The 25,571-nt window shown below is 63.1% G+C and carries 30 protein-coding genes; 10 read left to right on the top strand and 20 right to left on the bottom strand.

Translation table 11 applies throughout. The features are described 5' to 3' along the window. Window positions 1–161: 161 nt before the first annotated feature. From KFO72_RS07915 to KFO72_RS07880, 8 genes are all read right to left on the bottom strand, one after another. A complete protein-coding gene (locus KFO72_RS07915) occupies window positions 162–473 on the bottom strand; it encodes a c-type cytochrome (protein WP_060600674.1) in 312 nt (103 codons plus the stop codon). Then, window positions 470–1,732 (bottom strand): PQQ-dependent sugar dehydrogenase, encoded by a 1,263-nt coding sequence (locus tag KFO72_RS07910; protein WP_176052708.1) that lies wholly within the window; start codon window positions 1,730–1,732, stop codon window positions 470–472. Before KFO72_RS07910 ends, KFO72_RS07915 begins: the two co-directional genes overlap by 4 nt. A 313-nt stretch (window positions 1,733–2,045) precedes the next feature. Next, on the bottom strand, window positions 2,046–3,107 hold the full coding sequence (locus tag KFO72_RS07905; protein WP_225031833.1) for an asparaginase: 1,062 nt from the start codon (window positions 3,105–3,107) through the stop codon (window positions 2,046–2,048). 88 nt (window positions 3,108–3,195) lie between these two features. Next, window positions 3,196–4,122, bottom strand: a complete 927-nt coding sequence (locus tag KFO72_RS07900; protein ID WP_054930359.1) for a CysB family HTH-type transcriptional regulator — start codon at window positions 4,120–4,122, stop codon at window positions 3,196–3,198. Between the two features lie 76 nt (window positions 4,123–4,198). After that, window positions 4,199–5,257, bottom strand: a complete 1,059-nt coding sequence (locus tag KFO72_RS07895) for a sulfate/molybdate ABC transporter ATP-binding protein (protein WP_225031832.1) — start codon at window positions 5,255–5,257, stop codon at window positions 4,199–4,201. Window positions 5,258–5,272: 15 nt separating this feature from the next. Further along, entirely contained in the window at window positions 5,273–6,241 is a 969-nt protein-coding gene (gene cysW, locus KFO72_RS07890; protein WP_054930358.1) for a sulfate ABC transporter permease subunit CysW, read from the bottom strand. Then, window positions 6,238–7,134 (bottom strand): sulfate ABC transporter permease subunit CysT, encoded by an 897-nt coding sequence (gene cysT, locus KFO72_RS07885; RefSeq protein WP_060600668.1) that lies wholly within the window; start codon window positions 7,132–7,134, stop codon window positions 6,238–6,240. The genes cysW and cysT overlap by 4 nt, the downstream gene beginning before the upstream one ends. 105 nt (window positions 7,135–7,239) lie before the next feature. Beyond that, window positions 7,240–8,298: a sulfate ABC transporter substrate-binding protein gene (locus KFO72_RS07880; protein ID WP_062915418.1), complete on the bottom strand. Its 1,059-nt coding sequence runs from the start codon at window positions 8,296–8,298 to the stop codon at window positions 7,240–7,242. Between the two features lie 345 nt (window positions 8,299–8,643). On the opposite strand from KFO72_RS07880, the gene lexA reads away from it, so the two are divergent. The 3 genes from lexA (at window position 8,644) to KFO72_RS07865 (ending at window position 10,414) form a co-directional block, all read left to right on the top strand. Continuing rightward, window positions 8,644–9,294 (top strand): transcriptional repressor LexA, encoded by a 651-nt coding sequence (gene lexA / locus KFO72_RS07875; RefSeq protein ID WP_007587989.1) that lies wholly within the window; start codon window positions 8,644–8,646, stop codon window positions 9,292–9,294. 27 nt (window positions 9,295–9,321) lie between these two features. Then, window positions 9,322–9,666, top strand: coding sequence for a hypothetical protein (locus tag KFO72_RS07870; protein WP_054930355.1), 345 nt, complete (start codon window positions 9,322–9,324; stop codon window positions 9,664–9,666). A 118-nt stretch (window positions 9,667–9,784) separates the two neighbouring features. Next, window positions 9,785–10,414 (top strand): DUF2939 domain-containing protein, encoded by a 630-nt coding sequence (locus KFO72_RS07865; RefSeq protein ID WP_225031831.1) that lies wholly within the window; start codon window positions 9,785–9,787, stop codon window positions 10,412–10,414. A 38-nt stretch (window positions 10,415–10,452) separates the two neighbouring features. On the opposite strand, the gene KFO72_RS07860 is transcribed toward KFO72_RS07865, so the two are convergent. Further along, the gene (locus tag KFO72_RS07860) at window positions 10,453–10,917 is read right to left on the bottom strand and encodes a universal stress protein (protein WP_036004912.1); all 465 of its coding nucleotides are present in this window, start codon (window positions 10,915–10,917) and stop codon (window positions 10,453–10,455) included. 253 nt (window positions 10,918–11,170) lie between these two features. Between KFO72_RS07860 and nodI the strand changes: the two genes are divergently transcribed. Beyond that, window positions 11,171–12,085: a nodulation factor ABC transporter ATP-binding protein NodI gene (nodI, locus tag KFO72_RS07855; protein WP_060600659.1), complete on the top strand. Its 915-nt coding sequence runs from the start codon at window positions 11,171–11,173 to the stop codon at window positions 12,083–12,085. Between the two features lie 44 nt (window positions 12,086–12,129). Continuing rightward, window positions 12,130–12,966 carry an ABC transporter permease gene (locus KFO72_RS07850; protein WP_060600658.1) on the top strand — a complete coding sequence of 279 codons (837 nt, stop codon included), beginning with the start codon at window positions 12,130–12,132 and terminating at the stop codon, window positions 12,964–12,966. Window positions 12,967–13,020: 54 nt separating this feature from the next. On the opposite strand, the gene KFO72_RS07845 is transcribed toward KFO72_RS07850, so the two are convergent. From KFO72_RS07845 to KFO72_RS07835, 3 genes are all read right to left on the bottom strand, one after another. After that, window positions 13,021–13,443 carry a hypothetical protein gene (locus tag KFO72_RS07845; RefSeq protein WP_054930351.1) on the bottom strand — a complete coding sequence of 141 codons (423 nt, stop codon included), beginning with the start codon at window positions 13,441–13,443 and terminating at the stop codon, window positions 13,021–13,023. 247 nt (window positions 13,444–13,690) lie between these two features. Further along, entirely contained in the window at window positions 13,691–14,749 is a 1,059-nt protein-coding gene (locus KFO72_RS07840; RefSeq protein WP_225031830.1) for a permease, read from the bottom strand. A gap of 264 nt (window positions 14,750–15,013) precedes the next feature. Further along, entirely contained in the window at window positions 15,014–16,066 is a 1,053-nt protein-coding gene (locus KFO72_RS07835; protein WP_054930363.1) for an NADP(H)-dependent aldo-keto reductase, read from the bottom strand. Window positions 16,067–16,232: 166 nt separating this feature from the next. Here KFO72_RS07835 and KFO72_RS07830 point away from each other — a divergent pair, with 166 nt between their 5' ends. From KFO72_RS07830 to KFO72_RS07820, 3 genes are all read left to right on the top strand, one after another. Further along, on the top strand, window positions 16,233–17,672 hold the full coding sequence (locus KFO72_RS07830) for an MFS transporter (RefSeq protein ID WP_225031829.1): 1,440 nt from the start codon (window positions 16,233–16,235) through the stop codon (window positions 17,670–17,672). Between the two features lie 30 nt (window positions 17,673–17,702). Next, window positions 17,703–17,915, top strand: coding sequence for a DUF3820 family protein (locus KFO72_RS07825; RefSeq protein ID WP_007588014.1), 213 nt, complete (start codon window positions 17,703–17,705; stop codon window positions 17,913–17,915). A gap of 340 nt (window positions 17,916–18,255) precedes the next feature. Further along, window positions 18,256–18,534 carry a hypothetical protein gene (locus KFO72_RS07820; protein WP_224099663.1) on the top strand — a complete coding sequence of 93 codons (279 nt, stop codon included), beginning with the start codon at window positions 18,256–18,258 and terminating at the stop codon, window positions 18,532–18,534. Here KFO72_RS07820 and KFO72_RS42245 read toward each other — a convergent pair. Genes KFO72_RS42245 through KFO72_RS07785 form a run of 7 tightly spaced genes read right to left on the bottom strand, consistent with a single transcriptional unit; the run spans window position 18,531 to window position 22,106 of the window. After that, on the bottom strand, window positions 18,531–19,334 hold the full coding sequence (locus KFO72_RS42245; protein WP_318248431.1) for a patatin-like phospholipase family protein: 804 nt from the start codon (window positions 19,332–19,334) through the stop codon (window positions 18,531–18,533). The two genes, KFO72_RS07820 and KFO72_RS42245, sit on opposite strands and share 4 nt — an antisense overlap. Next, entirely contained in the window at window positions 19,331–19,756 is a 426-nt protein-coding gene (locus tag KFO72_RS07810; RefSeq protein ID WP_225031828.1) for a hypothetical protein, read from the bottom strand. The genes KFO72_RS42245 and KFO72_RS07810 overlap by 4 nt, the downstream gene beginning before the upstream one ends. Before the next feature lie 58 nt (window positions 19,757–19,814). After that, window positions 19,815–20,147, bottom strand: coding sequence for a hypothetical protein (locus tag KFO72_RS07805; RefSeq protein ID WP_225031827.1), 333 nt, complete (start codon window positions 20,145–20,147; stop codon window positions 19,815–19,817). After that, window positions 20,144–20,461, bottom strand: a complete 318-nt coding sequence (locus KFO72_RS07800; RefSeq protein ID WP_225031826.1) for a hypothetical protein — start codon at window positions 20,459–20,461, stop codon at window positions 20,144–20,146. Before KFO72_RS07800 ends, KFO72_RS07805 begins: the two co-directional genes overlap by 4 nt. Window positions 20,462–20,505: 44 nt before the next feature. Then, window positions 20,506–21,057 (bottom strand): glycoside hydrolase family 19 protein, encoded by a 552-nt coding sequence (locus KFO72_RS07795; RefSeq protein WP_225031825.1) that lies wholly within the window; start codon window positions 21,055–21,057, stop codon window positions 20,506–20,508. Between the two features lie 48 nt (window positions 21,058–21,105). Then, window positions 21,106–21,612, bottom strand: coding sequence for a hypothetical protein (locus KFO72_RS07790; RefSeq protein ID WP_225031824.1), 507 nt, complete (start codon window positions 21,610–21,612; stop codon window positions 21,106–21,108). A gap of 56 nt (window positions 21,613–21,668) precedes the next feature. After that, complete coding sequence (locus KFO72_RS07785; RefSeq protein ID WP_225031823.1) at window positions 21,669–22,106, bottom strand: hypothetical protein; 438 nt, start codon at window positions 22,104–22,106, stop codon at window positions 21,669–21,671. A gap of 186 nt (window positions 22,107–22,292) precedes the next feature. Between KFO72_RS07785 and KFO72_RS07780 the strand changes: the two genes are divergently transcribed. Together KFO72_RS07780 and KFO72_RS07775 are read left to right on the top strand one after the other, a co-directional pair. Continuing rightward, window positions 22,293–22,592, top strand: a complete 300-nt coding sequence (locus KFO72_RS07780) for an XRE family transcriptional regulator (RefSeq protein ID WP_225031822.1) — start codon at window positions 22,293–22,295, stop codon at window positions 22,590–22,592. Window positions 22,593–22,594: 2 nt separating this feature from the next. Beyond that, the gene (locus KFO72_RS07775) at window positions 22,595–23,287 is read left to right on the top strand and encodes a hypothetical protein (protein ID WP_225031821.1); all 693 of its coding nucleotides are present in this window, start codon (window positions 22,595–22,597) and stop codon (window positions 23,285–23,287) included. Between the two features lie 42 nt (window positions 23,288–23,329). Here KFO72_RS07775 and KFO72_RS07770 read toward each other — a convergent pair whose 3' ends face one another. After that, a complete protein-coding gene (locus tag KFO72_RS07770; RefSeq protein WP_225031820.1) occupies window positions 23,330–25,390 on the bottom strand; it encodes a hypothetical protein in 2,061 nt (686 codons plus the stop codon). Between the last annotated feature and the right edge of the window lie 181 nt (window positions 25,391–25,571).

Genomic DNA, 25,571 nt, shown 5'->3' with positions numbered 1-25,571 from the left:
GGCAAAGAAAAGTAGGTGCCGCCCCGCACAGGGGCGACGCCTGAAGCGAGCTAACGAATCGCGGATGCCAGCGAAAACCAAACCCAAAACCGCCCGCGCCGCAAAGGCGCCCACACAGCACCACCGCATAGGCCCCACAGCGTCGCAGACAAAAAAAAACCTCACCGAAGGCTATGATAAAACGCCGCCAGATTAGCGATATCATCATCCGACAGCGGCTTCGCGACCAGCGACATCATGTCATTCTGCCTCGCGCCCGACTTGAAGTCCTTCAGCGCCTTGATCAGATAGTCCTCATTCTGCCCGGCCAGATTTGGCGCTTCAGGAATCTTGGCGATGCCATCCATCCCATGACACGCCTGGCACTGCACAGCCTTGGCGCGCCCCTTCGCGATATCGGCTGCATTCGCTGCACAGGCGAACCCTGAAACAGCGAGCGCAACCGCCAGCGGTAGCAAAAAAGAACGCTTCATTTCGCGTACGAAATCCGGTAAATCGCGCCAGCGTAATCATCGGATACGAGCAACGACCCATCCTGCAACTGCTGCACATCGGCGGGACGTCCCATGTACTCACCATTCGGCGTCAACCAACCTTCCGCGAAAACTTCGGTCTCCCCGACCGAGCCGTCATCCTTGACAGCCGTGAACATGATGCGCGCACCAACCGGCTTCGTGCGATTCCACGAACCATGCTCCGCATCGAAGATGCCGCCCCGATACTTCTCCGGAAACATCTTGCCCGTATAGAACGACATGCCGAGATCCGCCGCGTGCGCCGCGTATTCGACCACCGGGAAGACCACGCCCGCAGGCGGCGTCTGGTCCTTGTATTCCTCCGTGCGCACATGGCCGCCGCCATACCATGGGAATCCGTAGTTCGCGCCCGCCTTCGTCGCGTGATTCAGTTCGCCAGGCGGGATGTCGTCGCCCATGCCGTCCACCTGGTTGTCGGTGAACCACAACGACTTGTCCTTCGGATTGAAATCGAGGCCCACCGAATTACGCACCCCATGGGCATACACTTCGCGATTCTTGCCGTTCTGATCAAGGCGGATGATGCCCGCGAGTCCATTCCTGTCGAGCTCGGCGAGCTTGTCCTTGGGCGGCACGTTCCACGGCTGGCCAAGCGCGATGTACAGCTTCTTGTCAGGCCCGACGCGGCAATAGCGCGCCCCATGGTTGAAGCTCTCGAACTGCGGCGGAATCAGCTTGCCCTGCGGCACGACGACAGCGGCGGCCACGTCCGGACCGCCCTCGCCGAAGAACTGCGCGGCAGGGAACGCCAGCACGCGGTTCTGCTCGACGATGTACAGCACGCCATCCGGCGAGAAACACACCCCGTTCGGCACCTTGAACGTAACCGAACTCGCGAACTGGACCACGTCGTCAGCAACGCGCCGCTTGGTCCGGTCCGTCACCTGCCACACGCGATCCTTGCGCGTGCCGACGAACACCACGCCCGTCGACGGCTCGATCGTCATCGCGCGCGCCTCGGGCACGACGGCATACAGTTCGATCTTGAAGCCGGGCGGCAGCTTGATCGCCTTCAGGTTCTCGCGCAGCGCGTCGGCGCGCGAACCCGTCTGCGGCACCGTTTCGGCTGGTTTCGTGTTGCCCGTGGTCTTGAAGTTCGACAGCGTCTCCACGTTGTCCTGTGCGGCGTAAGCAGCGGGCAGGATCGCGAAGGCTGCGCCGACGGCGAGCGGCAAAAGCTTCAGGGATGCGTTCATCGGACTGTCTCCTGTCATTCTGATGCGGTTCGTTGAACCTGCAACGACGGGTACTCGAAAGACATGAACGGAATTGGTGCAACGTGGGACGGCATCGCAAGCCGTTGCAAGTGCAACGGAACCCGTTTGCCATGCCGTCTGAAAGCTTGCTGTGCGTCGGGCTACTGACTGTTATAGACGATCTTCAGGCAAACGTCTGAACGAATGCCTGCCGCGCGGCATCCGCGAAGCAGGCTTTCAGGCGAGGGAATGTGAGCGCGCGACGCGTGATATCCGCAAGGAACGATCGCGTCGTCTTGTGATGCGGAAGAAATCAGTACGTATCGAAGACTTGCTGCAATGCAGCGGGCGTCGTATGGCCCGCCGCAAGCGCCAGCATCAGCAGCACGCGCGCCTTGTACGGATTGAGCGCGCCTGCAGTGACGAAGCCGAGCGCCTCGTCGGCGGCTGCACCGTTGCGCATCACGTGCCCCGAACCGACACGCGACGACCGCACGATTGCAACGCCGCTGGCCGCCGCCTCGGCGAGCGCCGTCTGCACCGTCGCGTGAATCGAGCCGTTGCCCGTGCCTGCGACCACGATGCCCTTCACGCCCGCCGAAACGAGCGCATCAACGGCCACGCGCGACACGCCGGCATAGCTCGTCACGACCTCGACCAACGGCCATGCCGCGCTGTTCGAATCGACCACGAATGGCGTCGCGCCCGTATGCGGCCGCACGACGCTGCGCTGAAACTCGACGCGCCCGTCCTGCACCCAGCCGAGCGCGCCGATTTCCGGTGACTGGAACGCATCGACGGCATACGTGCTCGTCTTCACGACGTCGCGCGCGCTGTGAATGCGGTTGTTGAACGCGACCAGCACGCCCTGCCCGCGCGCCTTGGCGCTTCCCGCGACGATCGCGGCGTTGAGCAGATTCAGCGGGCCGTCGGCCGACAGCGCCGACGACGGCCGCATCGCCGCCGTCAGCACGACGGGCTTGTCGCTCTTGACGCTCAGATGCAACAGGTAAGCGGTTTCTTCGAGCGTATCGGTGCCATGCGTGACAACCACGCCGTCGACTTCATCGGAAGCCAGCAGCGTATTGATGCGCTGCGCAAGCGTGCGCCACAGCGCGAGGGCCATGTCCTTGCTGTCGACGCTCGCGACCTGCTCGGCCTGCACGTTCGCGACGCCGGCCAGCGACGGCACAGCGGCCAGCAACTGCCCGACGCCGACGACGCCCGCCTGATAACCCGATGTATTGGTCGCGTCGGGCGCGGCGCCCGCGATCGTGCCGCCCGTTGCGAGCACGGCGATGCGCGGCAGCGCGCGCGATGAAGAAGTAGAAGTATTCATGGCGGCGATTGTAAGCGATGCGCACGCCGCCGCCATCGATGAAAACGCGAGCCTCTATATGAAGCGCGCCATAGGGCTCGCCGTACGGCTCGCCATATTGCTCGCGTGCAAACGCCCCGCTATCTCAGGCCGCTTCGCGCAACTGGCTCGCGATATCCGCTTCGTGCAGTTGCGGCGCGAACATCTCGATCAGCCGGTACGCATAGGCACGCAGGAACGCGCCCTTGCGCAAGCCCACGCGCGTCGTGCTCGCTTCGAACAGATGCTGCGTGTCGAGCGCGACCAGTTCGGTGTCGCGCTTCGGATCGAAGGCCATCGCCGCGACGATGCCGATGCCCATGCCGAGTTCGACGTACGTCTTGATCACGTCGGCGTCGATAGCCGTCAACACGACGTCGGGCAGCGCGCCCGCCTTCGCGAACGCCTGGTCGATGTGCGAGCGGCCCGTGAAATCCTGGTCGTACGTGACGATCGGATACTCGGCGATCTCTTCCAGCGTGATATTTTCGCGGCCCACCAGCGGATGCCCCTTCGGCACGACCACGACGTGATGCCACGAATAGCACGGGAACGTCACGATGTCGGGATAGCGGTCGAGCGCTTCCGTCGAGATGCCGATGTCGGCCTCGCCGTTGATGATCATCTGCGCGATCTGCTGCGGGTTGCCCTGGCGCAGCGCGAGATGCACCTTCGGATACACCGAGGTGAACTGGCGCACCACCTTCGGCAGTGCGTACCGCGCCTGCGTGTGCGTCGTCGCGACGACGAGGTGGCCGTTGTCCTGATCCGCATACTGGCGCGCGACGCGGCGCAGGTTCTCCGCGTCGAGCAGCATCCGCTCGATCAGCTGATGCACGGCCTTGCCCGGCTCCGTCAGCCCCGTCAGGCGCTTGCCGCGCCGGATGAAAATGTCGACGCCCAGTTCGTCCTCGAGATCCTTGATCTGCTTCGAGACGCCCGACTGCGACGTGTACAGCACGTTCGCGACTTCCGTCAGGTTCATGTTCTGCCGCACGGCTTCGCGCACGAAGCGCAACTGCTGGAAATTCATATCGATGTCTCCGGTTCGGCCAGAGTAGGTTTGTTGTTCAATGCCTGGTTTGAAACGACGCTGCCTGGCGCGCCTTTCAATGCGCAGGGAAGACACGCAACGCGCGCGGCACGGCCGTCACGCCGTCACCGACGGCGAGCTGCAACTCACGCCATGCCTCGCGATCCAGTTCCGCTTCGAGCACGTGACCCGCGCGCCCTTCCAGCTCGACACGCACCGAGCCGCCGAGCGGCACCACGCGCCGCACGCCGACGACGATGCCGTCGCGATGCCCCGACGCCTGCGGGTACAGCACGAGATCGTGCGGGCGCACATAGGCGAACGCCGGGCCCTGGAAGTTCGCTTCGATCGCGATCGGCTGCGCGGCGCCATCGACGACAAAACCCTTGCGGTCGACGCTGCCATGCAGCCGGTTCGCCGCGCCGAGAAACTCGTAGACGAACGAGGTCTGCGGATGATCGTAGACGTCCTGCGGGCTGCCCACCTGCTCGACGTGCCCGTGATTCAGCACGACGATGCGGTCCGCGACTTCGAGCGCTTCTTCCTGGTCATGCGTGACGAAGATCGTCGAAATATGCAGGTCGTCGTGCAGGCGGCGCAGCCAGCTGCGCAGTTCCTTGCGCACCTTCGCGTCCAGCGCGCCGAACGGCTCGTCGAGCAGCAGCACTTTGGGCTCGACGGCCAATGCGCGCGCCAGCGCGATACGCTGCCGCTGGCCGCCCGACAGTTCCGACGGATAGCGTTGCGCGAGCCAGTCGAGCTGCACGAGCTTCAGCAGTTCGTGCACCTTCTCGCGGATCACCGCTTCGGACGGGCGCTCTTTACGCGGCTTCACGCGCAAGCCGAACGCAACGTTCTCGAACACCGTCATGTGACGGAACAGCGCGTAATGCTGGAACACGAAGCCGACGTTGCGCTCGCGCGCGCCCACTTCCGCGACATCCTGGCCTTGCAGCACGACCTGGCCGGCGTCCGCGTATTCGAGGCCCGCGATCACGCGCAGCAAGGTGGTCTTGCCACAGCCCGAGGGTCCAAGCAGCGCGACGAGCTCGCCCGGCGGAAAATCGAGCGAGACGTTGTCGAGCGCGGTGAAGTCGCCAAAGCGCTTTTGCAGATTGCGTACGGTGATGCCCATCTTTGACAACTCTCCTTACTGGACCGATTGTGCGGCGGTATTGGTCGACTGCGTGGACGGCTTGCTGACGGGACCGGCATGCGCAGGCACGTCGCGCGCGCTCGCCAGTTCCGCCGACATGTGGCGCTCGGCGAGCAGCTTCAGGCCGAGCGTGACGAGCGCGAGCAACGCGAGCACCGACGCCACGGCGAAGGCCGCCGAAAAGTTATATTCGTTGTAGAGAATCTCGACGTGCAGCGGCATCGTGTCCGTCTGTCCCCGGATGTGGCCCGACACCACCGACACCGCGCCGAACTCGCCCATCGCCCGCGCGTTGCACAGAATCACGCCATACAGCAGACCCCATTTGACGTTCGGCAGCGTGACGCGCCGGAAAATCTGCCAGCCCGACGCGCCGAGCACGTGCGCGGCTTCTTCCTCGTCGTTACCTTGCGCCTGCATCAGCGGAATCAGCTCGCGTGCGACGAACGGGAACGTGACGAAGATCGTCGCGAGCACGATGCCCGGCACCGCGAAGATGATCTGCACGTTGTGATCGGCGAGCCACGGTCCGAACCAGCCCTGCGCGCCGAACATCAGCACGTAGATCAGACCCGAGATCACGGGCGACACCGAGAACGGCAAGTCGATCAATGTTGTCAGCAGCGCCTTGCCGCGGAACTCGAACTTGGCGATACACCACGATGCGGCAAGACCGAACACGAGATTCAGCGGCACCGCGATCGCGGCCGTCAGCAGCGTCAGCTTGATCGCGGAAACGGCGTCGGGATCGGCGAGCGACTCGAAGTAGAACGCCACGCCCTTGCTGAGCGCCTGATAAAACACGGCAACGAGCGGCAGCGCGAGGAACAGCGCGAGAAACAGCAGCGCGATGCCCGTCAGTATCCAGCGCACGGCGCGCGGTTCGGTCACCGGGTCGGGGCGGCGCACGGCGTTGGCGTTGCCTGCGCCCGAGCCGGAAAGCACGACGGTATCCTGGCTCATTGCGCACCTCCCGTCAGCGCAGCCGACGACACCGCGGGCACGGCAGGCGCCGTGCGGCCGCGCGTCGTGCGCCGCTGCAGATACCACTGCAGCGTGTTGATCAGCAGCAGCATCAGGAACGACACCACCAGCATCACGACAGCCAGCGCCGTCGCACCCGCGTAATCGTATTGTTCGAGCTTGGTGATGATGAGCAGCGACGTGATCTCCGACTTCATCGGCACGTTGCCCGCGATGAAGATCACCGAGCCGTATTCGCCCAGGGCGCGCGCGAACGCCAACGCAAAACCCGTCAGCAGCGCGGGAAACACGCTGGGAAACACGACGCGCCGGAACGTCAGCCAGCGCGACGCGCCCAGGCACGCAGCCGCCTCTTCCTGCTCGCGCTCGAACTCTTCGAGCACGGGCTGCACGGTCCGCACGACGAACGGCAAGCCGATGAAGGTCAGCGCAACCAGCACGCCCGCCGGCGTGAACGCGATCTTGATGCCGAGCGGTTCGAGAAACTGGCCGACCCAGCCATTGCCGGAATAGATCGCCGCGAGCGAGATGCCGGCCACCGAGGTAGGCAGCGCAAACGGCAGATCGACGACCGCGTCGACGAGGCGCTTGAACGGAAACTTGTAGCGCACCAGCACCCAGGCGACCAGAAAGCCGAACACCGCGTTGATCAGCGCGCCGCCGAGCGCCGAGAAGAACGTCAGCCGGTACGACGCGAGCACCCGTGGCGACGTGACGGCGCGCACGAACTGGCTCCAGTCGAGCGTGGCCGTCTTGAGAAAAGTGGCCGCGAGCGGGATCAGCACCACGAGGCTCAGATACGCCAGCGTGATGCCGAGCGTCAGGCCGAAGCCCGGTATCGCGCTCGGCTTGCGAAAGGTCAACGTCGTCATGCGAAAGCTCTTTCAGGTGTTATGCGTTGCAACGCGTGCCGTCGCACCATTGCCGAAAGCGCGCCCGAAGGCGCGCCTTTGTTCAAACATGGCCGCTGTGTGGTTTCACTGCGGCTGATAGATCGAATCGAACACGCCGCCATCGGCAAAGTGCGTCTTCTGCGCATTCGTCCAGCCGCCGAACGAATCGTCGACCGTGTACAGCTTCAGCTTCGGAAACTTCTCGGTCAGCGCTGCCGGTACCTTGTTCGAACGCGGACGGTAGAAGTTCTTCGCGGCGATCTCCTGACCTTCCTCGCTGTACAGGAAGTTCAGATACGCGTCGGCGAGCTTGCGCGAGCCGTGCTTGTCGACCACCTTGTCCACCACGGCGACGGGCGGCTCGGCCAGAATGCTCGCCGACGGCACGACGATCTCGAACTTGTCGGTGCCGAATTCCTTCACCGACAGGAACGCCTCGTTTTCCCATGCGATCAGCACGTCGCCGATGCCGCGCTGCACGAAGCTCGTGGTCGCGCCACGCGCGCCGGAGTCGAGCACGCCCGCGTTCTTATAGAGCTTCGACACGAATTCCTTGGCCTTCTGGTCGTTGCCGCCCGGCAGATGCGCCGCGTACGCCCATGCCGCCAGATAGTTCCAGCGCGCGCCGCCCGACGTCTTCGGGTTCGGCGTCACGATCGACACGCCCGGCTTCACCAGATCGTCCCAATCCTTGATGTGCTTCGGGTTGCCCTTGCGCACGAGGAACACGATCGTCGACGTGTACGGCGACGCGTTGTCGGGCAGGCGCTTCTGCCAATCCTTGTTGACGAGGCCCTTGTTGGCGAGTGCGTCGATGTCGTAAGCGAGCGCGAGCGTCACGACGTCGGCCTGCAGGCCATCCAGCACCGAACGCGCCTGCGCGCCGGAGCCGCCATGCGACTGCTTGAAGGTAACCGATTCACCCGTCTTCGCCTTCCATTCCTTGCCGAACGCCTGATTGACGTCCTGATAGAGCTCGCGGGTCGGATCGTAGGAAACGTTCAGCAGCGTCGTGTCCGCGTGCGCCTGCGCGATCATCCCGACCGCCGACGCGGCGCCCAGTGCGAGCGCTGCGACCAACCGCTTCGCGCTGCCGCGCGTTGACTTCCGTGCTCCTGCCAACCCCGTGATCCGAATGCCCATCGACCTTCTCCGTCTTGTTGGTGTGACTGCCTGTTTTCCGCTGATTGCCGCGATTCGCTGCTGCGCAAGCGGCAAGCGCCTCTGCCGCTGCGCGGGCGTTGCTGCTGCATCAATGGAGGCCAGTCTATCCAGGCGGCTTCATCATTAAAAATAATGTTTCTTCATTTTTTAATACGCAATAGTGGTAAAGGAATGGTTTGCCTCCGCGAGCACGTCCATTGCGCCGCTTCAGCGCCGTCTTTCGACGTTCACACGACACCCGCAGCGACGAACTTAAAGTAAAGCTTGAAATGCGCCGGATACTGTATAAAAATACAGTCACCTGTCTATCCATACAGTGGCGCCATGACCAAACTCACCGCACGTCAGCAACAGGTTTTCGAACTGATCCGCCGCGCCATCGAGCGCACGGGCTTCCCGCCCACGCGGGCCGAGATCGCCGCCGAACTCGGCTTCAGCTCGGCGAACTCGGCGGAAGAACACCTGAGAGCGCTGGCGCGCAAGGGCGTGATCGAACTGGCGGCGGGCGCGTCGCGCGGTATCCGCCTGCTCGCGGGCCAGGACGATTCCCCGCACCAGTTCACGCTGCCGCACGCGAGCATCATGCAGTTGTCGCTGCCGCTCGTGGGCCGCGTGGCAGCCGGTAGCCCGATCCTCGCGCAAGAACACATCTCGCAGACTTACACGTGCGACCCGTCGCTGTTCTCGAGCAAGCCCGACTACCTGCTGAAGGTGCGCGGGCTGTCGATGCGCGACGCGGGCATCTTCGACGGCGACCTGCTCGCCGTGCAGAAAAAGAGCGAAGCAAAAGACGGCCAGATCATCATCGCGCGGCTGGGTGACGACGTGACCGTGAAGCGCCTGAAGCGCCGGCCCAACGGCATCGAGCTGATCGCCGAGAACCCCGATTACGAAAACATTTTTGTTCAGGCCGGCAGCGCGGAGTTCGCGCTGGAAGGCATCGCGGTCGGGTTGATCCGGCCGACGGAATTCTAATTAGCTGAACACTGTCTGGAGAGACTCATGGAACGCCTTGCCCGCTTGCTGCCCTTTCGCCAGTTCGGTCGTCTGCGCCATCTGCGCGAGCTTGTCCCTTGTGGTTCGCTGACGGCGCTTGCGTCGAATGTCGCGGGCCGCACGGCATCGCTGTTCGATGACGAACCTCAGTCGTTGCCGTCCGCGCAACCGGCGTTCGCTCGCGTGTCGCTGAACTCGGGCCTCAATGCGGAACCGGCACGGCGCGCACCCGTCCGGGTCTACCACGGGCCGTCGCGGCTCATCATGGTCGGCACCGTAGACGCTGTCTGCAACATGATCGATCGCGCCATTGCCGAGCAAGGCGATCAACTGACCCAGCAGGCCGCGTGAGCGCGCCGCTTGCGTCTGATATCGAAGCGGTGAAACGCTTGCTTGCAAACTCGCGGGATCGTTTCGGTGCCGATCGGGTCCACACCTGATCGATACTGAAAACGGAGCGTTCCGCACAATGGCAGGTCTGGTACGGATGCAAGGCCGCGTGGGTCGGCCAATTCTGATCGCGTTGATCGCGATCGTCGTCGTGGCTGCGCTGGGTTATGCGTACGCATCGCCGTATATCGCGCTCGACCGGCTCAAACGCGCCGCCGATTCCCGCGATGTCGAAACGGTCAACGCGTACGTCGACTACCCGGCGCTACGCGACAGTCTCAAGCTACAGGTCACAGGGTTGCTGACGCGGCGGCTCGACGTGCAGCACAACGGCAATCCGCTCGCGGCGATTGGCGCGATGATCGGTGTTGCATTGATTGGTCCGCTTGTCGATGCCTATGCGACGCCGGACGGTGTCGCCGCGTTGCTCAACGGTATGCCGCCGCGCGGCGAACCGGGCGAGCGCCCGCCTCCGCCGCCGGCCGCGCAGACAGACAACCCGCCGCAAACCCCGCCGCCCGCATCGGGCCAGGCTAACGCCAACAGCAAGACGCCGCCGCAGCCGCCGCAAACCACGGCGGGATATCGCGGCGTCAACGAATTCGTCGTGAGCTATCAGCACGGTGTCGGCGACACGCGCTATGCGGCGATCTTCCGTCGCCAGGGACTGTTCACGTGGAAGCTGTCAGCCGTCGATCTGAACGGCTGACGCGCCATCACATCGCTGCTCGCCATCAGGCGGCTGTGTCAGGCAGCCGCCTGCTCCTCTTCAGCCGCCGACGAACACGCGACCAGAATGCTGCACGACACGCGGTCCAGCAGCGGCGTATTACCCGCGCCCATCCACCAGCGCGACAGTCCCGTGCGGCAGCGATGCCCGACCACCACGAGATCGGCGTGCAACTCGTTCGCTAGCGACGCAATTTCGTCGATGGGATGCCCGAACGCGAAATGCCCCGTCGCCTTCACGCCACGTTCCGTGAGCCAGTCGACACCCTCCTGCAGGATTTCACGCGCGGTTTTTTCGAAGCTGCCGCATGCGACGTCCGTCAGCAGGCCTGCGCTTTGCGCGATGCTCGAACGCATGTCGACCACCGACAGCAAATGCGTCTCCGCGCCCAGATCGAGCGCCAGATTCGCGCCGCAACGCAATGCCTTGCGGCCTTCACGCGAGCCGTCATAGCAAAGCAGAATCTTGTTGTAGCTCGCCATTTCGCTTCCCCCCTTGCCCGCGACTATCGCGGTCTCATCTGAATCATGGTGCGCCGCAATTCGACATGCAAGGGATGGAAAACGCTAAGTGCGGTGGGCCGCGCACTCAGCCATGACGCGGTGCAAGATCGTGCATGCAATCGCCAGCGATGCGCATTCATGCGCCAAACGCGGTGCGCACGATGCCCTAGAATAGGCAGCCGCCTCCGCTTTGCACCCGACAGGCACCTATTCAGGGAGCATCCTTCTTCGTATGTCTGAAGCTGCAATCGAATTTCATCAGGTCGAAAAGCGCTACGGCGAGAAAACTGTCGTCGACGGCTTGTCGTTCCATGTGCGCCCGGGCGAATGCTTCGGACTGCTCGGTCCCAATGGCGCGGGCAAGACCACGACGCTGCGCATGCTGCTCGGCATTGCGGCACCCGATGCAGGCAGCATCCGGCTGTGCGGCGAACCGATTCCATTGCGCTCGCGCTTTGCGCGGGCGCGCGTCGGCGTCGTGCCGCAGTTCGACAATCTCGATCCCGATTTCACGGTCCGCGAAAACCTGCTGGTGTTCGGCCGCTACTTCGGCCTGTCCGCCGCGCAGTGCCGCGCAATGGTGCCCACGCTGCTCGAATTCGCGCGCCTCGAAAGCAAGGCTGATGCGCGCGTGGGCGAGTTGTCGGGCGGAATGAAGCGGCGGCTCACGCTCGCTCGCGCGCTCATCAACGACCCCGACGTGCTCATCATGGACGAGCCGACCACCGGCCTCGATCCACAGGCGCGCCATCTGATCTGGGAGCGCCTGCGCTCGCTGCTCGCGCGGGGCAAGACGATTCTGCTGACCACGCACTTCATGGAAGAAGCCGAACGTCTGTGTCACCGGCTGTGCGTGATCGAGGAAGGACGCAAGATCGCGGAAGGCGCGCCGAATGAATTGATCGCTTCGGAAATAGGCTGCGACGTGATCGAAGTGTACGGCCCCGATCCCGTCAGGCTGCGCGACGAACTGGCGCCGCTGTCGGTACGCACCGAGATCAGCGGCGAGACGCTCTTCTGTTATGTCGACGACCCGCAACCGGTTCACGCGCGCTTGAAGCAGCGCGCGGGGCTGCGCTACCTGCACCGGCCGGCGAATCTCGAAGACGTATTCCTTCGCCTGACCGGCCGCGAAATGCAGGACTGACGGGCACGCACACATTCGCCAACGATACCGGGCGCACAGCACACATGGACTTACGCACCTACGACACCCCCGAGCACGCCGCGTCACACGGGCGCTTCGGCAAGCGCTTCGCCGCGTTGCCCGCGAACGCCGTCAACTGGATTGCCGTCTGGCGGCGCAACTATCTGGTATGGCGCAAACTCGCGCTCGCGTCGATGTTCGGCAATCTCGCCGATCCGATGATCTATCTGTTCGGGCTCGGCTTCGGCCTCGGGCTGATGGTCGGACATGTCGACGGCGTCTCGTATATCTCGTTCCTCGCGGCGGGCACGGTGGCGTCGAGCGTGATGATGTCGGCGAGCTTCGAGTCGATGTATTCGGGCTTTTCGCGGATGCACGTGCAGCGCACCTGGGAGGCCATCATGCACACGCCGCTCACACTCGGCGACATCGTCCTCGGCGAAGTCGTGTGGGCAGGCAGCAAGGCCGTGCTGTCGGGCGCCGCCATCATGATCGTGGCGGGCGCACTCGGCTATGCGAGCTTTCCGTCGATGCTCATCGCGCTGCCCGTCATCGTGCTGGCGGGCCTTGCGTTTGCGAGCACGGCGATGATCGTGACGGCGCTCGCGCCCTCGTACGATTTCTTCATGTTCTATCAGACGCTGGTGCTCACGCCGATGCTGCTGCTCTCGGGCGTATTCTTTCCGCTGTCGCAATTGCCGCCCGCTGCGCAGTTCGCCGCGCAATTGCTGCCGCTGGCGCACACGGTGGACCTGATCCGTCCGGCGCTGTTGGACCGTCCGATGAACGACGCGGCGCTGCACGTGGCCGTGCTGGCCGCGTATGTGGTGGTGCCGTTCTGTCTGTCGGCGGTGCTGTTCCGCCGCCGCATGATGCGCTGAGGGCGCCGCGCGCAGCTTCCTGCGCGGCGGCGCCCCCACGATAATCGAATCAGATCACTCTTCGTCGTCCGACCACGGCACGTCGACGTCCGAGATGAACTCGACTGTCGCGAACGGCCCGCCTTCCTGGCGGCCGATCTTGCCATCCGCGCGATGCCATTCGACGCGGAACATCGTGCCCGGATCGTCGGAGCGCAAACGGATCGTGCGCAACTCTTCCGGGTCGGCTTCCTCGACGGGGCCATCGAGCGAAACGAGCAGCGCCTGCGGCCACATGCCGTCGACGGGATCGTAAATGCGGTCGCCATCGGGAATCGACGTATGCGCTTCGACGCCGATCGTCGCCGATGCGTCGACGATCATCTTGCCCAACGCACGCAGCACGGCCGTTGCGCGCGCCGAATTGGCCTGACGGATGGCGAGATCCCCGCGCGTCAGCGCCTGCTCGAGTTTCGGATTGGTCTTTTGTTGGGCCATGCGATGTCCTGAATTTAACTGGTTGGCGCTTGCACGCCGTTTTGTGCAGCTGAATGATTCGTCCTGTCTTGCGCCGCGTTGGCAGCATGAACGGGCGCCATCGTAGCATTTGCGTCCGTCCGCCTGCGTCTTGCAATGCAACAAGGCAACGCCGCGCAACCGGGCGACAGACGCAACCGCGCGCTTGCCTCCCAGTGTAGGACGAGATTCGCCGCCGCGACGCCGCGTTTTGATTATGCGCGCTTGCTCAGAAGCCGAGCGCCACGGCGAGCAGGCCCGCCAGCACGCCGAACGCGACCACGCCGACAGCGACGACGGTCAGCACGCGCGGCCGGAACGAGCGCGCGAGCATCGCCAGCGACGGCACGCTGATGGGCGGCAGCGTCATCAGCAGCGCGCCCGCGGGGCCGACGCCCATGCCGAGCGACAGCATCGCCTGAACGATGGGTACCTCGCCTGCCGTCGGAATCACGAACAGCATGCCCGCGACGGCCAGCGCGACGATCCATACGATGTCGTTGCCGATCTCCGGCCCGACTTGCGGAAAGAGCCACGCGCGCGCCGCCCCGAGCAGCAGCACCAGCACGATGTATTCCGGCACGAGACGCACGGCCATGCGCGCGAAGATCGACAGCCAGCGCGCGAACGGATTGCCGTCACGCTGCTCGCCGATCAGTTCGACGAGGCGCGCGTCGGCCGCTTGCGCTTCCGTCGGTGTCACGAGCCGGTTCGCCAGATAGCCGAGGCCGAACACCATCGCGATGCCGAGCACGAGCCGCAGCCCGGCCCAGTGCCAACCAAGCACGAAGCCCATGAACACGAGCGTCGCCGGATTGAGGACCGAGTTGCCGAGCCAGAACGCGATCGCGCCGCCCGGCGAGGCCTGACGCGCACGCAGTCCCGCCACGACGGGCGCCGCGCAGCACGTGCACATCATGCCCGGCACCGCGAGCAGGCCACCCGCCGCGACGCTGCCGAAGCCCGTCTTGCCGAGCAGCCGCGCGACCCAGTGCGCGGGCAGCAGCGCCTGCACGGCCGAGCCGAGCAGCAGGCCGAGCACCATCGCCTGCCAGATCGCCTTGCCGTACGCGAGCGCGTAGGCCAGCGCCGCGTTCCACGACGGCGCGGGCGGACTCGCCGCCTTGCCCATCAGGATCGACGCGCCGATCGAATGCGTCGACGCCGCCGTGAAGGCGCGGTTGTAATACGGAAACCATTTGACATAGAAAAGTCCTGCGATGGCGAGCAGCACGAAAATCGGCCAGGTCGGGGCAGCGGACGAAGAGGTGGGACGCGTGGCGTTCATCGTCGTGGGGGTCGGTCGTTGTGTTGTTGACTACGTTGCAGCTTGTACGGCATGCGCGGGTTCGCGTACCGTCCGGCTTGCGCCTCGGCACGCGGCACCGGTCACTGTACACGGATCGAACGGGATCGCAAAAAGTGGGGGCGAAAGCCGCGTGACGGGCGGCTAATATCCGCGCCCGCATGCTGTCGAGCGCGGCATCAGGTACGTTCGTGCATTTGCCGCCTGCGCACCGCTACCCTTGCGTCGCGGCGCGCGGCGAGCCGCTCAGGGCGCGGGGTTCGGCTGCAATTCGTGCAGCGCGTCGATTTCGGCCAGCGCTTCCGGCGGCAGCTTCACATTGGCGCTCGCGATGTTCTCTTTCAGCTGATCCAGCGAGGTCGCGCCGATCAGGTTGCTCGTCAGGAACGGCCGGCTGTTGACGAACGCGAGCGCGAACTGCGCGGGCGACAGGCCGTGGCGCTTCGCCAGCTCGACGTAACGCGTCGTTGCCCGCACGGCTTGCGGCTTGCTGTAGCGCTGGAAGCGCTCGAACAGCGTGATGCGCGCGCCCGCCGGACGCGCGCCGCCTTCGTATTTGCCCGATAGCCAGCCGAACGCGAGCGGCGAATACGCGAGCAGCCCGACATGCTCGCGATGCGAGAACTCCGACAGCCCCGCTTCGAACGTGCGGTTCAGCAGGCTGTACGGATTCTGGATCGACACGATGCGCGGCAAGCCGAGCTTCTCCGACGCACGCAGAAATTGCGCGACACCCCAGGGCGTCTCGTTCGACACGCCGATATGACGCACTTTCCCTTCCTTCACGAACTCCGCGAGCACGCCGAGCGTCTCTTCGATGGGGACCGTGTAGGCATCGTCGATCCACGGATACGCTGGGCGGCCGAACGTCATCGTGCTGCGGTCGGGCCAGTGCAGCTGGTACAGATCGACGTGGTCGGTTTGCAGGCGCTTGAGACTGTCGTGCAGCGCCTCGGTGAGATTCTTGCGGTCGTACTGGTTGCCCTCGCCGCGAATGTGACGCGGGTTGTGCGGCTGACGCGCCGGGCCCGCGATCTTCGTCGCGAGCACGATCTTGTCACGCATGCCGCGATGCTGCGCGATCCACGTGCCGATGTAGCGCTCCGTCAAGCCTTGTGTTTCCGGACGCGGCGGCACCGGGTACATCTCGGCGGCGTCGATCAGCGTGACGCCCTGATCGAGCGCGTAGTCGATCTGCTCGTGCGCGTCGCGCTCCGTGTTCTGCTCGCCCCACGTCATCGTGCCGAGACCGATCAGGCTGACCTTCACATCCGTATCGCCGAGTCTGCGGTATTCCATCGCCTGGTTCCTGTTCGTGTTCTTGCGGGTGATCAATCGGGAAAAGGCGAAATTACCATGTCCGCGCAAACTGCGTGCGTGGCTAGAATAGCGGCTGGCCGCGTCGGCACAGGGTCGGGCATATGGCCGGTTTCGATGCGCTTACAACGTTCGGAGAATCATCTCGATGTCAGATACGCCGTCCACGTCATCCGTCCCGTCGAACGGACGGCAGTCACTGATCGTGACGCTCGTGGCCGCGGCGTTTTTCATGGAGAACCTCGACGGCACGATCATCGCGACCGCGCTGCCGCAGATGGCGCAGTCGTTCAACGTGCATGCCGTCGATCTCTCCATCGGCATCACGTCGTATCTGCTGACGCTCGCCGTCTTCATCCCGATCAGCGGCTGGGCCGCCGACCGCTTCGGCGTACGCAACGTGTTCACAGCGGCGCTCGCGGTGTTCACGGCATCGTCGGTCGCATGCGGGATGACGAACGGCCTCGTCGAGTTCACGGCGGCGCGTATCGTGCAGGGCATCGGCGGCGCGATGATGGTGCCCGTCGGGCGGCTCGCCGTCCTGCGCGCGACGCCCAAGGACGGCCTGATGCGCGCGATCTCCATCATCACGTGGCCCGGGCTCGTCGCGCCCGTGATCGGGCCGCCGCTCGGCGGCTTCATCACGACCTACTCGTCGTGGCGCTGGATCTTCTATCTGAATGTGCCGCTCGGGCTGCTCGGCATCGTGCTCGCGTGGCGCTTCATTGCCCCGGAAGGCGAGTCGCAGAAGCGTCCGTTCGACGGCATCGGCTTCGCGTTGTGCGGCGTCGCGGGCACGGCCATCATGTATGCGATGGAACTGCTCGGCCGTTCGGACGCGCCGTGGCGCGAAGCGCTCGCGTTTCTCGCGGCAGGCCTCGCCGCGGGCATCGGCGCCCTCTTCCATCTGCGCCGCAGCGCGCATCCTGTGGTCGATCTGTCGGCGTTTCGCGTGAAGACGTTCGCGGTCGCGATGGGCGGCGGCTCGCTGTTTCGCGTGTCGATCAGCGCCGTGCCGTTTCTTCTGCCGCTGATGTTTCAACTCGGCTTCGGCATGAACGCGTTCCATTCGGGACTGCTGACGCTCATCGTGTTCGCCGGCAACCTGTCGATGAAACTTGTCACGACGCCGGTGATGCGGCGCTTCGGTTTTCGTCCGGTATTGCTCGTAAATGGCGCGCTCGCGGCAATCAGCATTGCGGCGATGAGTCTGCTGACGGCTTCGACGCCGCTCGTGCCGATGGCTATCGTGCTGTTTGCGAGCGGCCTGTCGCGCTCGCTGCAATTCACAGCCGTCAATACGCTCGCGTTCGCCGATGTGCCGAAGCCGCAGATGAGCGGCGCGTCGACGTTGTCGAGCACACTGTCGCAAATGACGATGGGCATGGGCGTCGCGCTCGGCGCGATCGCACTGCGGGTGGCTGCGTGGCTGCATGGACATGAAGCGCAGTCGGTGACGCCGGCTGATTTCAGCATTGCGTTTCTGCTGGTGGCCGTTGTCGGACTGGTAGCGATCGTCGATGTGTTCGGGCTCGAACGCGATGCGGGCGCGCATGTGAGCGGACATCATCGGCGGAAACGGGTGTGAGATGCGCGGCGCTGAACAGGTGGACTTGAGATGAATGTCGAACAGTTTGAATTGCTCGTGACGCGTACGATGCCTTACGGCAAATACAAGGGGCGCGTAATCGCGGATCTGCCGGGACATTATCTGAACTGGTTTGCGCGCGAAGGATTTCCGCCTGGCGAGATTGGCAGGCTGCTCGCGTTGATGCACGAAATCGATCACAACGGCTTGAAGGAGTTGCTGAAGCCTTTGCGGAAGGGGTGAGTCTGCGATTGATCTGATGCGCGTGCGTTCTCTTTTGAACGACCGCGCGTCGCATGCCGCGCGTCGCCAAAACAAAAACGGCATTGCGATTTCTCGCAATGCCGTTTCTGAATTCTCTGGGGTGGCTGATGGGACTCGAACCCACGACGACAGGAATCACAATCCAGCCGTCGATTTCGCTCGCCGCCCCGCCATTGTTGGACATGGCTAACCGGTCGTCGGAACAAATATAACAGATCGCCCCACGATTTCATGCGGGTTTCAAGAGACCCGTTCCGAAATTCGGGGCCGGGAAACGCATCCACTATACTGTATAAACGTACAGTGTTTTCGACGACTTATGCGCCTTACCCCGACCGACTTTCCGACCGTCAGCGACAGCGAGCTGCGGGAGCTGTGGCGTCGACACCAAGACCCCGACGTGCGCCGTTTGATCCTGGAAGTGCATCGCGCCCGCGCCATCATCCGGCAGGCTCACGCCGACGCATTGGACGCCCAGCTGGCAATGTGGAACAAGCGGGACGGCGACCTGAAGGCACAGCTGCAGGCCGTCATCGACGCGATGCTCGCGGAGAAAATCAGGCTTGGTGCGATGGGCGGAAGCCTGCCGAAGGGTTAGATCGAGGAGAGCGCGAGCTGCGTGTTCCTGTAGCCGTCTTCGTACAGCCTCTGGCGCGTGGCGTACGGCATGTTGCGGTCGAACGAGCTCGCGTAACCGGTCGGCACACGCACGATCGTCGCCCCGCTCCGTTGGTCCAGATCGACGTGCGCGGTCTCGTTGGCCGCCAGCATCAGGTCAATGATCCGCGGCGCGAGGGTGCTCAGGCCATATCTACCCGGTTTGAGCGCGGTGTCGTCTGATACGAGATAAATACCCAGCCGCGGCACCTCGTCGACCGTCAGATCACTCACCGGCACGTTGTCGGCGGTGCCACCATCGACGAGCAGCGCGCCGGCGACGTCCACCGGCGGAAAGACGATCGGAATCGAGGCGCTCGCGCGCGCCGCCACCGCGATCGGCACTCTCGGCGTCGTCCGACGTGAAAACTGGAACTCCTTTTCCGTCAGCAGATCCGCCGCAACGATCTTCAGGTCCAGCTGCAGGTCCGCGAACGTCTTGCCTCCGCTTCCGTCTTTCAGGAACGCCTCGAGGGCCTTCCCCGTGCAGAGCGCCTGGTGGCGCAGCACCGCCCACGGCGAGAAGCGCATCATCGGCGACCAGTCCATGCGCATGCAGAGCTGGCGCATGTCGTCGAGGCGCATGCCGCCGGCATACATCGCTGCGACAATCGATCCGCCCGAGGTGCCTGCGAGCTCGACGATTTCATAGCCGGCGTCGACGATCGCCTGCAGCGCGCCGAGGTGCGCGCCGAGGCGAAAGCCCGATCCACTCAATGCAACGCGGATCGGTTTGCTCATGATGCGATCACCGCGCTTGCGGCCGCCGGTGCCGACGCTGGATCCGGCGCCGGCGTTGTGGTCGACGTCGCCGGCTGCAATGCAATCGCGGTATTGACCGCAAGCGTCGCCACGTCGATAGCTGCGTTCGCGCTGTTCTTCATCTGCTGCTGCAGGTTCGAGGCAGCCACCAGCGTTTTAAGCAGCGGGAAGCCCACGTCGACGAGCGCCTGCAGATTTGGCTTGGTGACCGTGACGCCCGCCGCGCAGACCTTGGCAAGCGCGGGTTTGAAGTCGTTGTTGAGTGTGTTCAGCGCGCCGCCGGTGAACACGCCGTCATCCGTCATGATCTGGACGGCCGTGTTGGCGTCGGCGCAGACGAGCGCCGTCGCCTGCTGGAAGGAAAGCGTGGGGGCCGTGGCCGCGCAACCGGCGAGCAGCATGACGGACGCGGCGAGGCCTGCCGCAAGCAGCATAGGTAGTCGTTTCATGTGGTTTCTCTTACTTGAGGGTTTTGATTGCCGTCACGGCCGCGCTGGCGGCGGCCGCGGCGACGTCTGATGCCGCAGCTGCGGCGGTTGCCTGCCCCTGGAATGCTTCGACGTCGGTTTCCCGGAGCGAGATTGAGAAGTCCCCGGTTGGGGTGCGGGTGAAGGTCGCGTCGACGGTGGCCATCTGTTTGCCGTTCCACACGCGCAGGGCACAGCAGCCGCTCGGATGTCCGGACGCGTCGGCAATTGGCTCGACCTCGTAGCGGGCGACGCCCGCATACCAGAGCGACGCGCAGCCCGACAGGCTCACGGCAGCGACGGCGATACAGATGGCCCGGATCATTGCAGCGTCGTCGCAGCGGGGGCCGGTGCCGGTGTCGGTGCCGCCGGCGGCGACACGGACACAGTCACCTGTGGTTCCTTGTCTTTCGACGCGGTGGCGATCGTTGCCAGCTGCGTCCCTTCGATCAACGGGGTTACCGTCGTTTTGGAAGAGAAGCCGCCGGTGGATGCGTGGTAGACGCCCAGGCCAACGAGCGCCTGACTGATCGCAAAGACGAGCGGCTCGGCCGGCACCATCTTCATGATCACGAGCGCCAGCCACATGGCAAACAGCAAAACAGCGGCGAGAAACTTCGCCCACAGCGATGAGTTCAAGGTCAATCTCCTGGTATAAAGCCGCGTGAATGCGGCGGTTTGGATCAAGTGGCGAGCGCCTGCTTGCAGCTCGTGTAAAGAAGGTCGCGGTCGTCCATGCCTTCCGGCTGCGCCGTGCTGTTCGGATTGCCGAGGTTGATCGCGCGCGAGAGCGTCAGGAATGCGCCGGCATCGGCATACGCGTTGAAGTTCCGGTCGCTCCAGAATTGCGCGGCCGCGAGCGCCGCCGTCGACGGCTCGGCGATCAGGTCCGGGTTGCCCTCGAGGTCGACGCCGATCTTCTGTCCGGTCACGCGATAGTTGTATCGGCCTGTGATCTGGATCAGGCCGCCGCCGCGGTACCGGAACCCGTCTCCGGGCTGTGTATTGCCTAAGGCCTTCGACTTCGGCGTGAATGGTTCGTACAGGCGCTGCTTGGCCGTCGGCCCCCATATCTCGCGCAGCCAGACGAAGCGCCCGCACTCGTGGCCGCATTCGGCTAGAAAGGCAGCCTGACGCAGTGGGGAATCGATGTCATAGAGGGCCATCGCCGCACTAAGCGGGTCGGCCCATTGGTTCGCACGGGCGAGCGAAATCTGCAGCGCCGCGGCGAGCATTTCTGGTGTCATGAGGGATTGCTCCAAGGCGCCAGAATGGCGCCGGATTCAGCGGGCGCCGGCCCAGGGTTTCGCCGGCAGCGCCGGACGTACAGCGGTGTCCAGTTTCTTGCTCACGGCCTGCACGGTGCTGGCCGCCTCGTCGGTCTTCACTGCGACGTCGGTGACCTTCTGCTCGACCGTCGCCGTGGTCTTTTGCGCGGCGGCGGCGGCCGCGGCGGCTTCCTTCGTCTGCTTGAGCATCGCGGCCGTACGTTGATCGTTCACTCGCGCGCGATCGCCCAGGAAGCGAAGCGTGTATGCCGCCAGCTCGTTCGTCGTCTGCATAAGCGTTTTCATGTCGGCGACGTCGGCGGCCGTGCGTTTGTCCATCTCTTCCCGCGCCGCCAGCGTCGACTTGAGGCCGTTGATCTGCGACGAGAATTCACGCGTGCACGCCGCCCGCTCTTCCGCGCGCACGACGGGGAACCGCGCAACGAGCAACGTGCGCTCGCCGGAATTCATCCAGTTCATGATCGCCGCGCCGACGGCGCCAGCGAGCAGCACGACGAGCACGTTGATGATGTACAGATCGACGCGGTGCCAGACTGCCTTTATGTGTTCGCCTTTCGTCATTGGGTGTCCGCCGGTCGACGGCCTCCGAGTTGCGATTGCAGCTGCGCGATAAAGCGGTCTTTCTCCGCGAGGCTGGCGACGAGCGCCTCGATCTTCAAACGGTCCTGCAGCCGATCTTCGGCCGCCTGCTGCACCATCTTTCGATATCGCGCCTCGGAGACGGCGAGCAGCCTTCGATATCGGGTTTCGCGCGCGATCGCCTTGTGATACTGGGACTCCCATTCCTTCGACGCCCGGTCCAGGCTCTCCAGACTCTTTGCCTCGATCTCGTCGCGCCGGATGTCGAGCTGGTTGCTTGATTCGTCTTTCTTCAGGTCGGACAGCTGCTTGCGCATGCGCATGTAGCCAGCCGACAGAATCGAAGAACAGACGACGAGCGATGCCGATATGCCGGACAGCAGCTTCACCAGCGAGAAATCCTCGGTAGTCGCCATCGACTGAATGCCCCCAAAGAAAAATGGCCGCTCAATGGCGGCCTGTGTCGTTTTGCTCTTGACGATTAGGCGGAATCCGCCTAATCTCGCAACCAGATGAAGCGCATCCCGCGCGGCGTCACTCCGAAAGGAATCCCATCATGAAACTCAGCTTTCGCGTGTACGCGCGCGCCGGACGATCCAGACATGCTCTATCAACCGCCGACGGTTCAGCAGCTCAAGCAGCTCAAGGAAGAACTCGGCTTTACAGGTGCCCAGATGGCGCAGCTGCTCGGACTATCGAGCAGCCGTCGATGGCGCGATCTGGTCAACGAGAGCAATCCGCAGGGCATCACGCCGGCATCTCTGTTCCTTGGCGCGGCACGGCTTACCCTCAACGAAGCGGATATCCAGCGCGTGCTCGAAAAGATGCGCCAGATCGGCGCGACGATAGATCTCGACTCGGCGTCAGGTTCCCCGGATCCCGATGGAGAGCCGCAGCCGTAGCAATGTCGCTTGGCTGCGCGGCAGCGACTGCGCGTGCCGACGTTATTGACGACTACGTCGCACATCCTTTCGGCATCCACGTCCAGGCCGGCATCGGCCTATCCAAAGCTGATACGCCCGACGGTCGCTGGCAACAGGCTGGAATTCCAGGTGGCTCGCATGTCACGGCCAAACCGCCCACTTTCTCGCTGGGGATCACCGGACCGCTGCTCACGCGCGGCGCGTGGGGCGTCGACTGGCATCTCGACTACGTCAACCTTGGGCGTTTCGCTGCGTCGTGCTCGTGCACGCCACAGGATGAGAACTACGACCCGAAGTCTCACGCATACAACAACAAGACTGGCGTCCCCACCGCCTTCTTCACCGGAGAGGGACGGTCACAAGGGGCCGCACTGACCGCAGAAGCCTATTACTGGCTCTATGGCGTCCGGCTCGCCGCCGAGGCCGGCGCATATATCCACCGCGACTCATGGTCTGAGGATGTGGCGGGATGGCAGGTGGGAGGGGTGCCGCCGAAGAACTTCCACCTGTCGGACGCGTATTGGTCCGTCGCACCCGTAGTCGGAGTATCGATCGGCTATGGACGCGTAAGCGTGGCCGCGCGCCACTACTTCACGGGCCTGAACTCGCGCAACCGTAATGTTCCTCCGCTCTGGAACGACGTGACCACGCTGGAACTGAAGGTGAAGTTCTGACGATTGCGGCCCCGTCCTCTCTGACGGGGGCAAAATGGTCTTCTACTGGCGTTCAAATGAGATGCGGAGGATACGCATGCCCAATCGGCGAATGTCCGGACCTGCGCCGACCTCGGCTGGCACTGCCGCAAATGGTGTATGCACCTCGATGCCGATCATCGGAAATCCTTTCGATGCATCCGCTATCTCCGATGCGGAAATCCGATAATTGAAGCGCTCAGAGGACTCAACGGCAGTGCTATGCACGATTTTCCCGTTCACTGAGACGGTGAGGTTCTTCCCGGCGATCTTGCCATACATCTTTTTGTACAGATCGAGAGGCAGTTGTCCCTGAATTACAAGATCGCGATCTGATGTCGAAGCATTCTTGGAGAACGAGATCATTGCGACGTAGTCTGTCCATGTACCTCCCGCGCCGACTTCGACCGGCTCGTATGCTCCGATCAGGTCACCCGTCTGGCCGCCCGTACGTACATCAAACCCCACGCTATTTTCGTAGCGGTCAGGTTTAGATTTGCACAGCAATAGACCGTCTCCATATCCATCCAGATCATGGCAACTCGGTCTATCGACACCGAGTTGATACTGCTGCAAAAGGTACTTTGCCGGGTTGTCGAGAACCGACGACCTAATAATCAAAAACACCGGTCCATCATGCTTCAGAACCGCTTCCGTCATCAGCCTTTGCACCGGACCGTTGATTCCCGGAACCGTCAGGCTTGAGTTTGGTGAAATGACGGGCGGATGACCTTCCCACTGTGGGATAAGGTATCCGACCGCATCCGTCGTGAGGTTCACTACAACCGAATTTTTCGGTAACGCAGGAATACGTTCCGCGAAATACGGCCCGTTGACGATTTCAGCACGAGCAAATGGCCCTGGAACTGTCAGAGCAAAACCGGCAACGCAAACAACTGCGGATATGACCGACGCGTCCCGAATCTTTCCGGAATACAGCTTTGATGCGACGGTCACGTACGCCATGCATATGGCTAAAAACTCCAGAACGATGACATATCGATAGATACCAAACAGCACAATCCACATCACATAGGTAAGTACGAACGCACTCGCCAGAAACATTCTCACTCGGCAATCGTTGCCACTATCGAATCCTTTTCTGATGCGAAGAACGCATGCCACAATCCACGCGATCAATATCACTACGCCGATAAACAGCCGGGGATCTCTGACGGCGATGTCGTTGTGAACGTTCGTTTTATAGAACGCCGAGACAAATGGAAAGGTCAATACTTCCACTGCTGACTTTGGCAGGAAGCGTTCGTCGCGCATCGACGCATCGTCTAACAGTGGAGAGTGGAATGCAAAATTGAAGAATGGGAAAATTGGATTGTGGAAGTTCTTGTAAAGAGACCACATCCACGGACCAGCAAGTATTGCAAACGAGAGCACAGCACCGAAGACAAAGAACGACACGCGGCTGACGAACTTACGATCGTCATAGCGCAGTAGCCATACAAAGGACGCCGAGAATGCGACGGCTGGAATGGCCGCTGTCAACTTCAACGCGGCAGCTGCCCCTATTAGAACGCCGGCGAGGAAAAATGCGCACACCAACTCTCGGCGAAACGCTGTGAGCATCATCCACATGGCGCCAAGCAGAAGAGCGAACGTTGCCCATTCGTTCGTTGTCGTACCGGCCTGCGACAACCCAGCCGCTCCGGTCAGAGCTAACACGACTGCGCCGATTCTCACTAGGATGATCGGCGAACCCGTTTGCATGTTCCCGATGAGCAACGGGAAAATCTTCCATGAGAAATATGCCGATATGCCAATCGGAAACCCCATGAAAAATACTGTAACGCCATCAGGCAAGTGCTTTTGGGTTAGATAGAACAACCCATCCAGCAACGGGTTAAAGAACGTTTGTAGCCCGGCTGGAAATAGATCAATGCCCCACGGTCTGTTGAAAAGCGCCCAACCGTCGTAGAGATGATAGTTGAGCAGGTCCCAGTTCATGTCCTTGCCGAGGCGAACAGAAATGAATCCGCCGATCAGCATGAACGCACCCAACACCCAGACCTCTGCCGCAACAGAGCCCCGTTTTGTCGACTCTAGCGCTCCCTGCCGCTCGTTGAACATCCATCTATCTCCGCTTTTTTGAGACCAGATTGTAGCAGCAGGAAATAGCCCGCTCAGGTTAGCTTTCTGATGGCTGGATGGTGTTTCGAATCAGCGCGGGCAACGAGGCGCAATATGTGATCCATCGCGTGTCATTGGCATCCACGGTCCCTTGATTTGGCCACACCACCGGGTCCTGAGG

This window comes from Paraburkholderia sp. XV, from assembly GCF_020177535.1.
In the GTDB taxonomy this organism is placed as follows: Bacteria; Pseudomonadota; Gammaproteobacteria; order Burkholderiales; family Burkholderiaceae; genus Paraburkholderia; species Paraburkholderia caribensis.
Note: the sequence above shows the minus strand (reverse complement) of the source record. Positions and strands in the feature narration are given on the sequence as shown.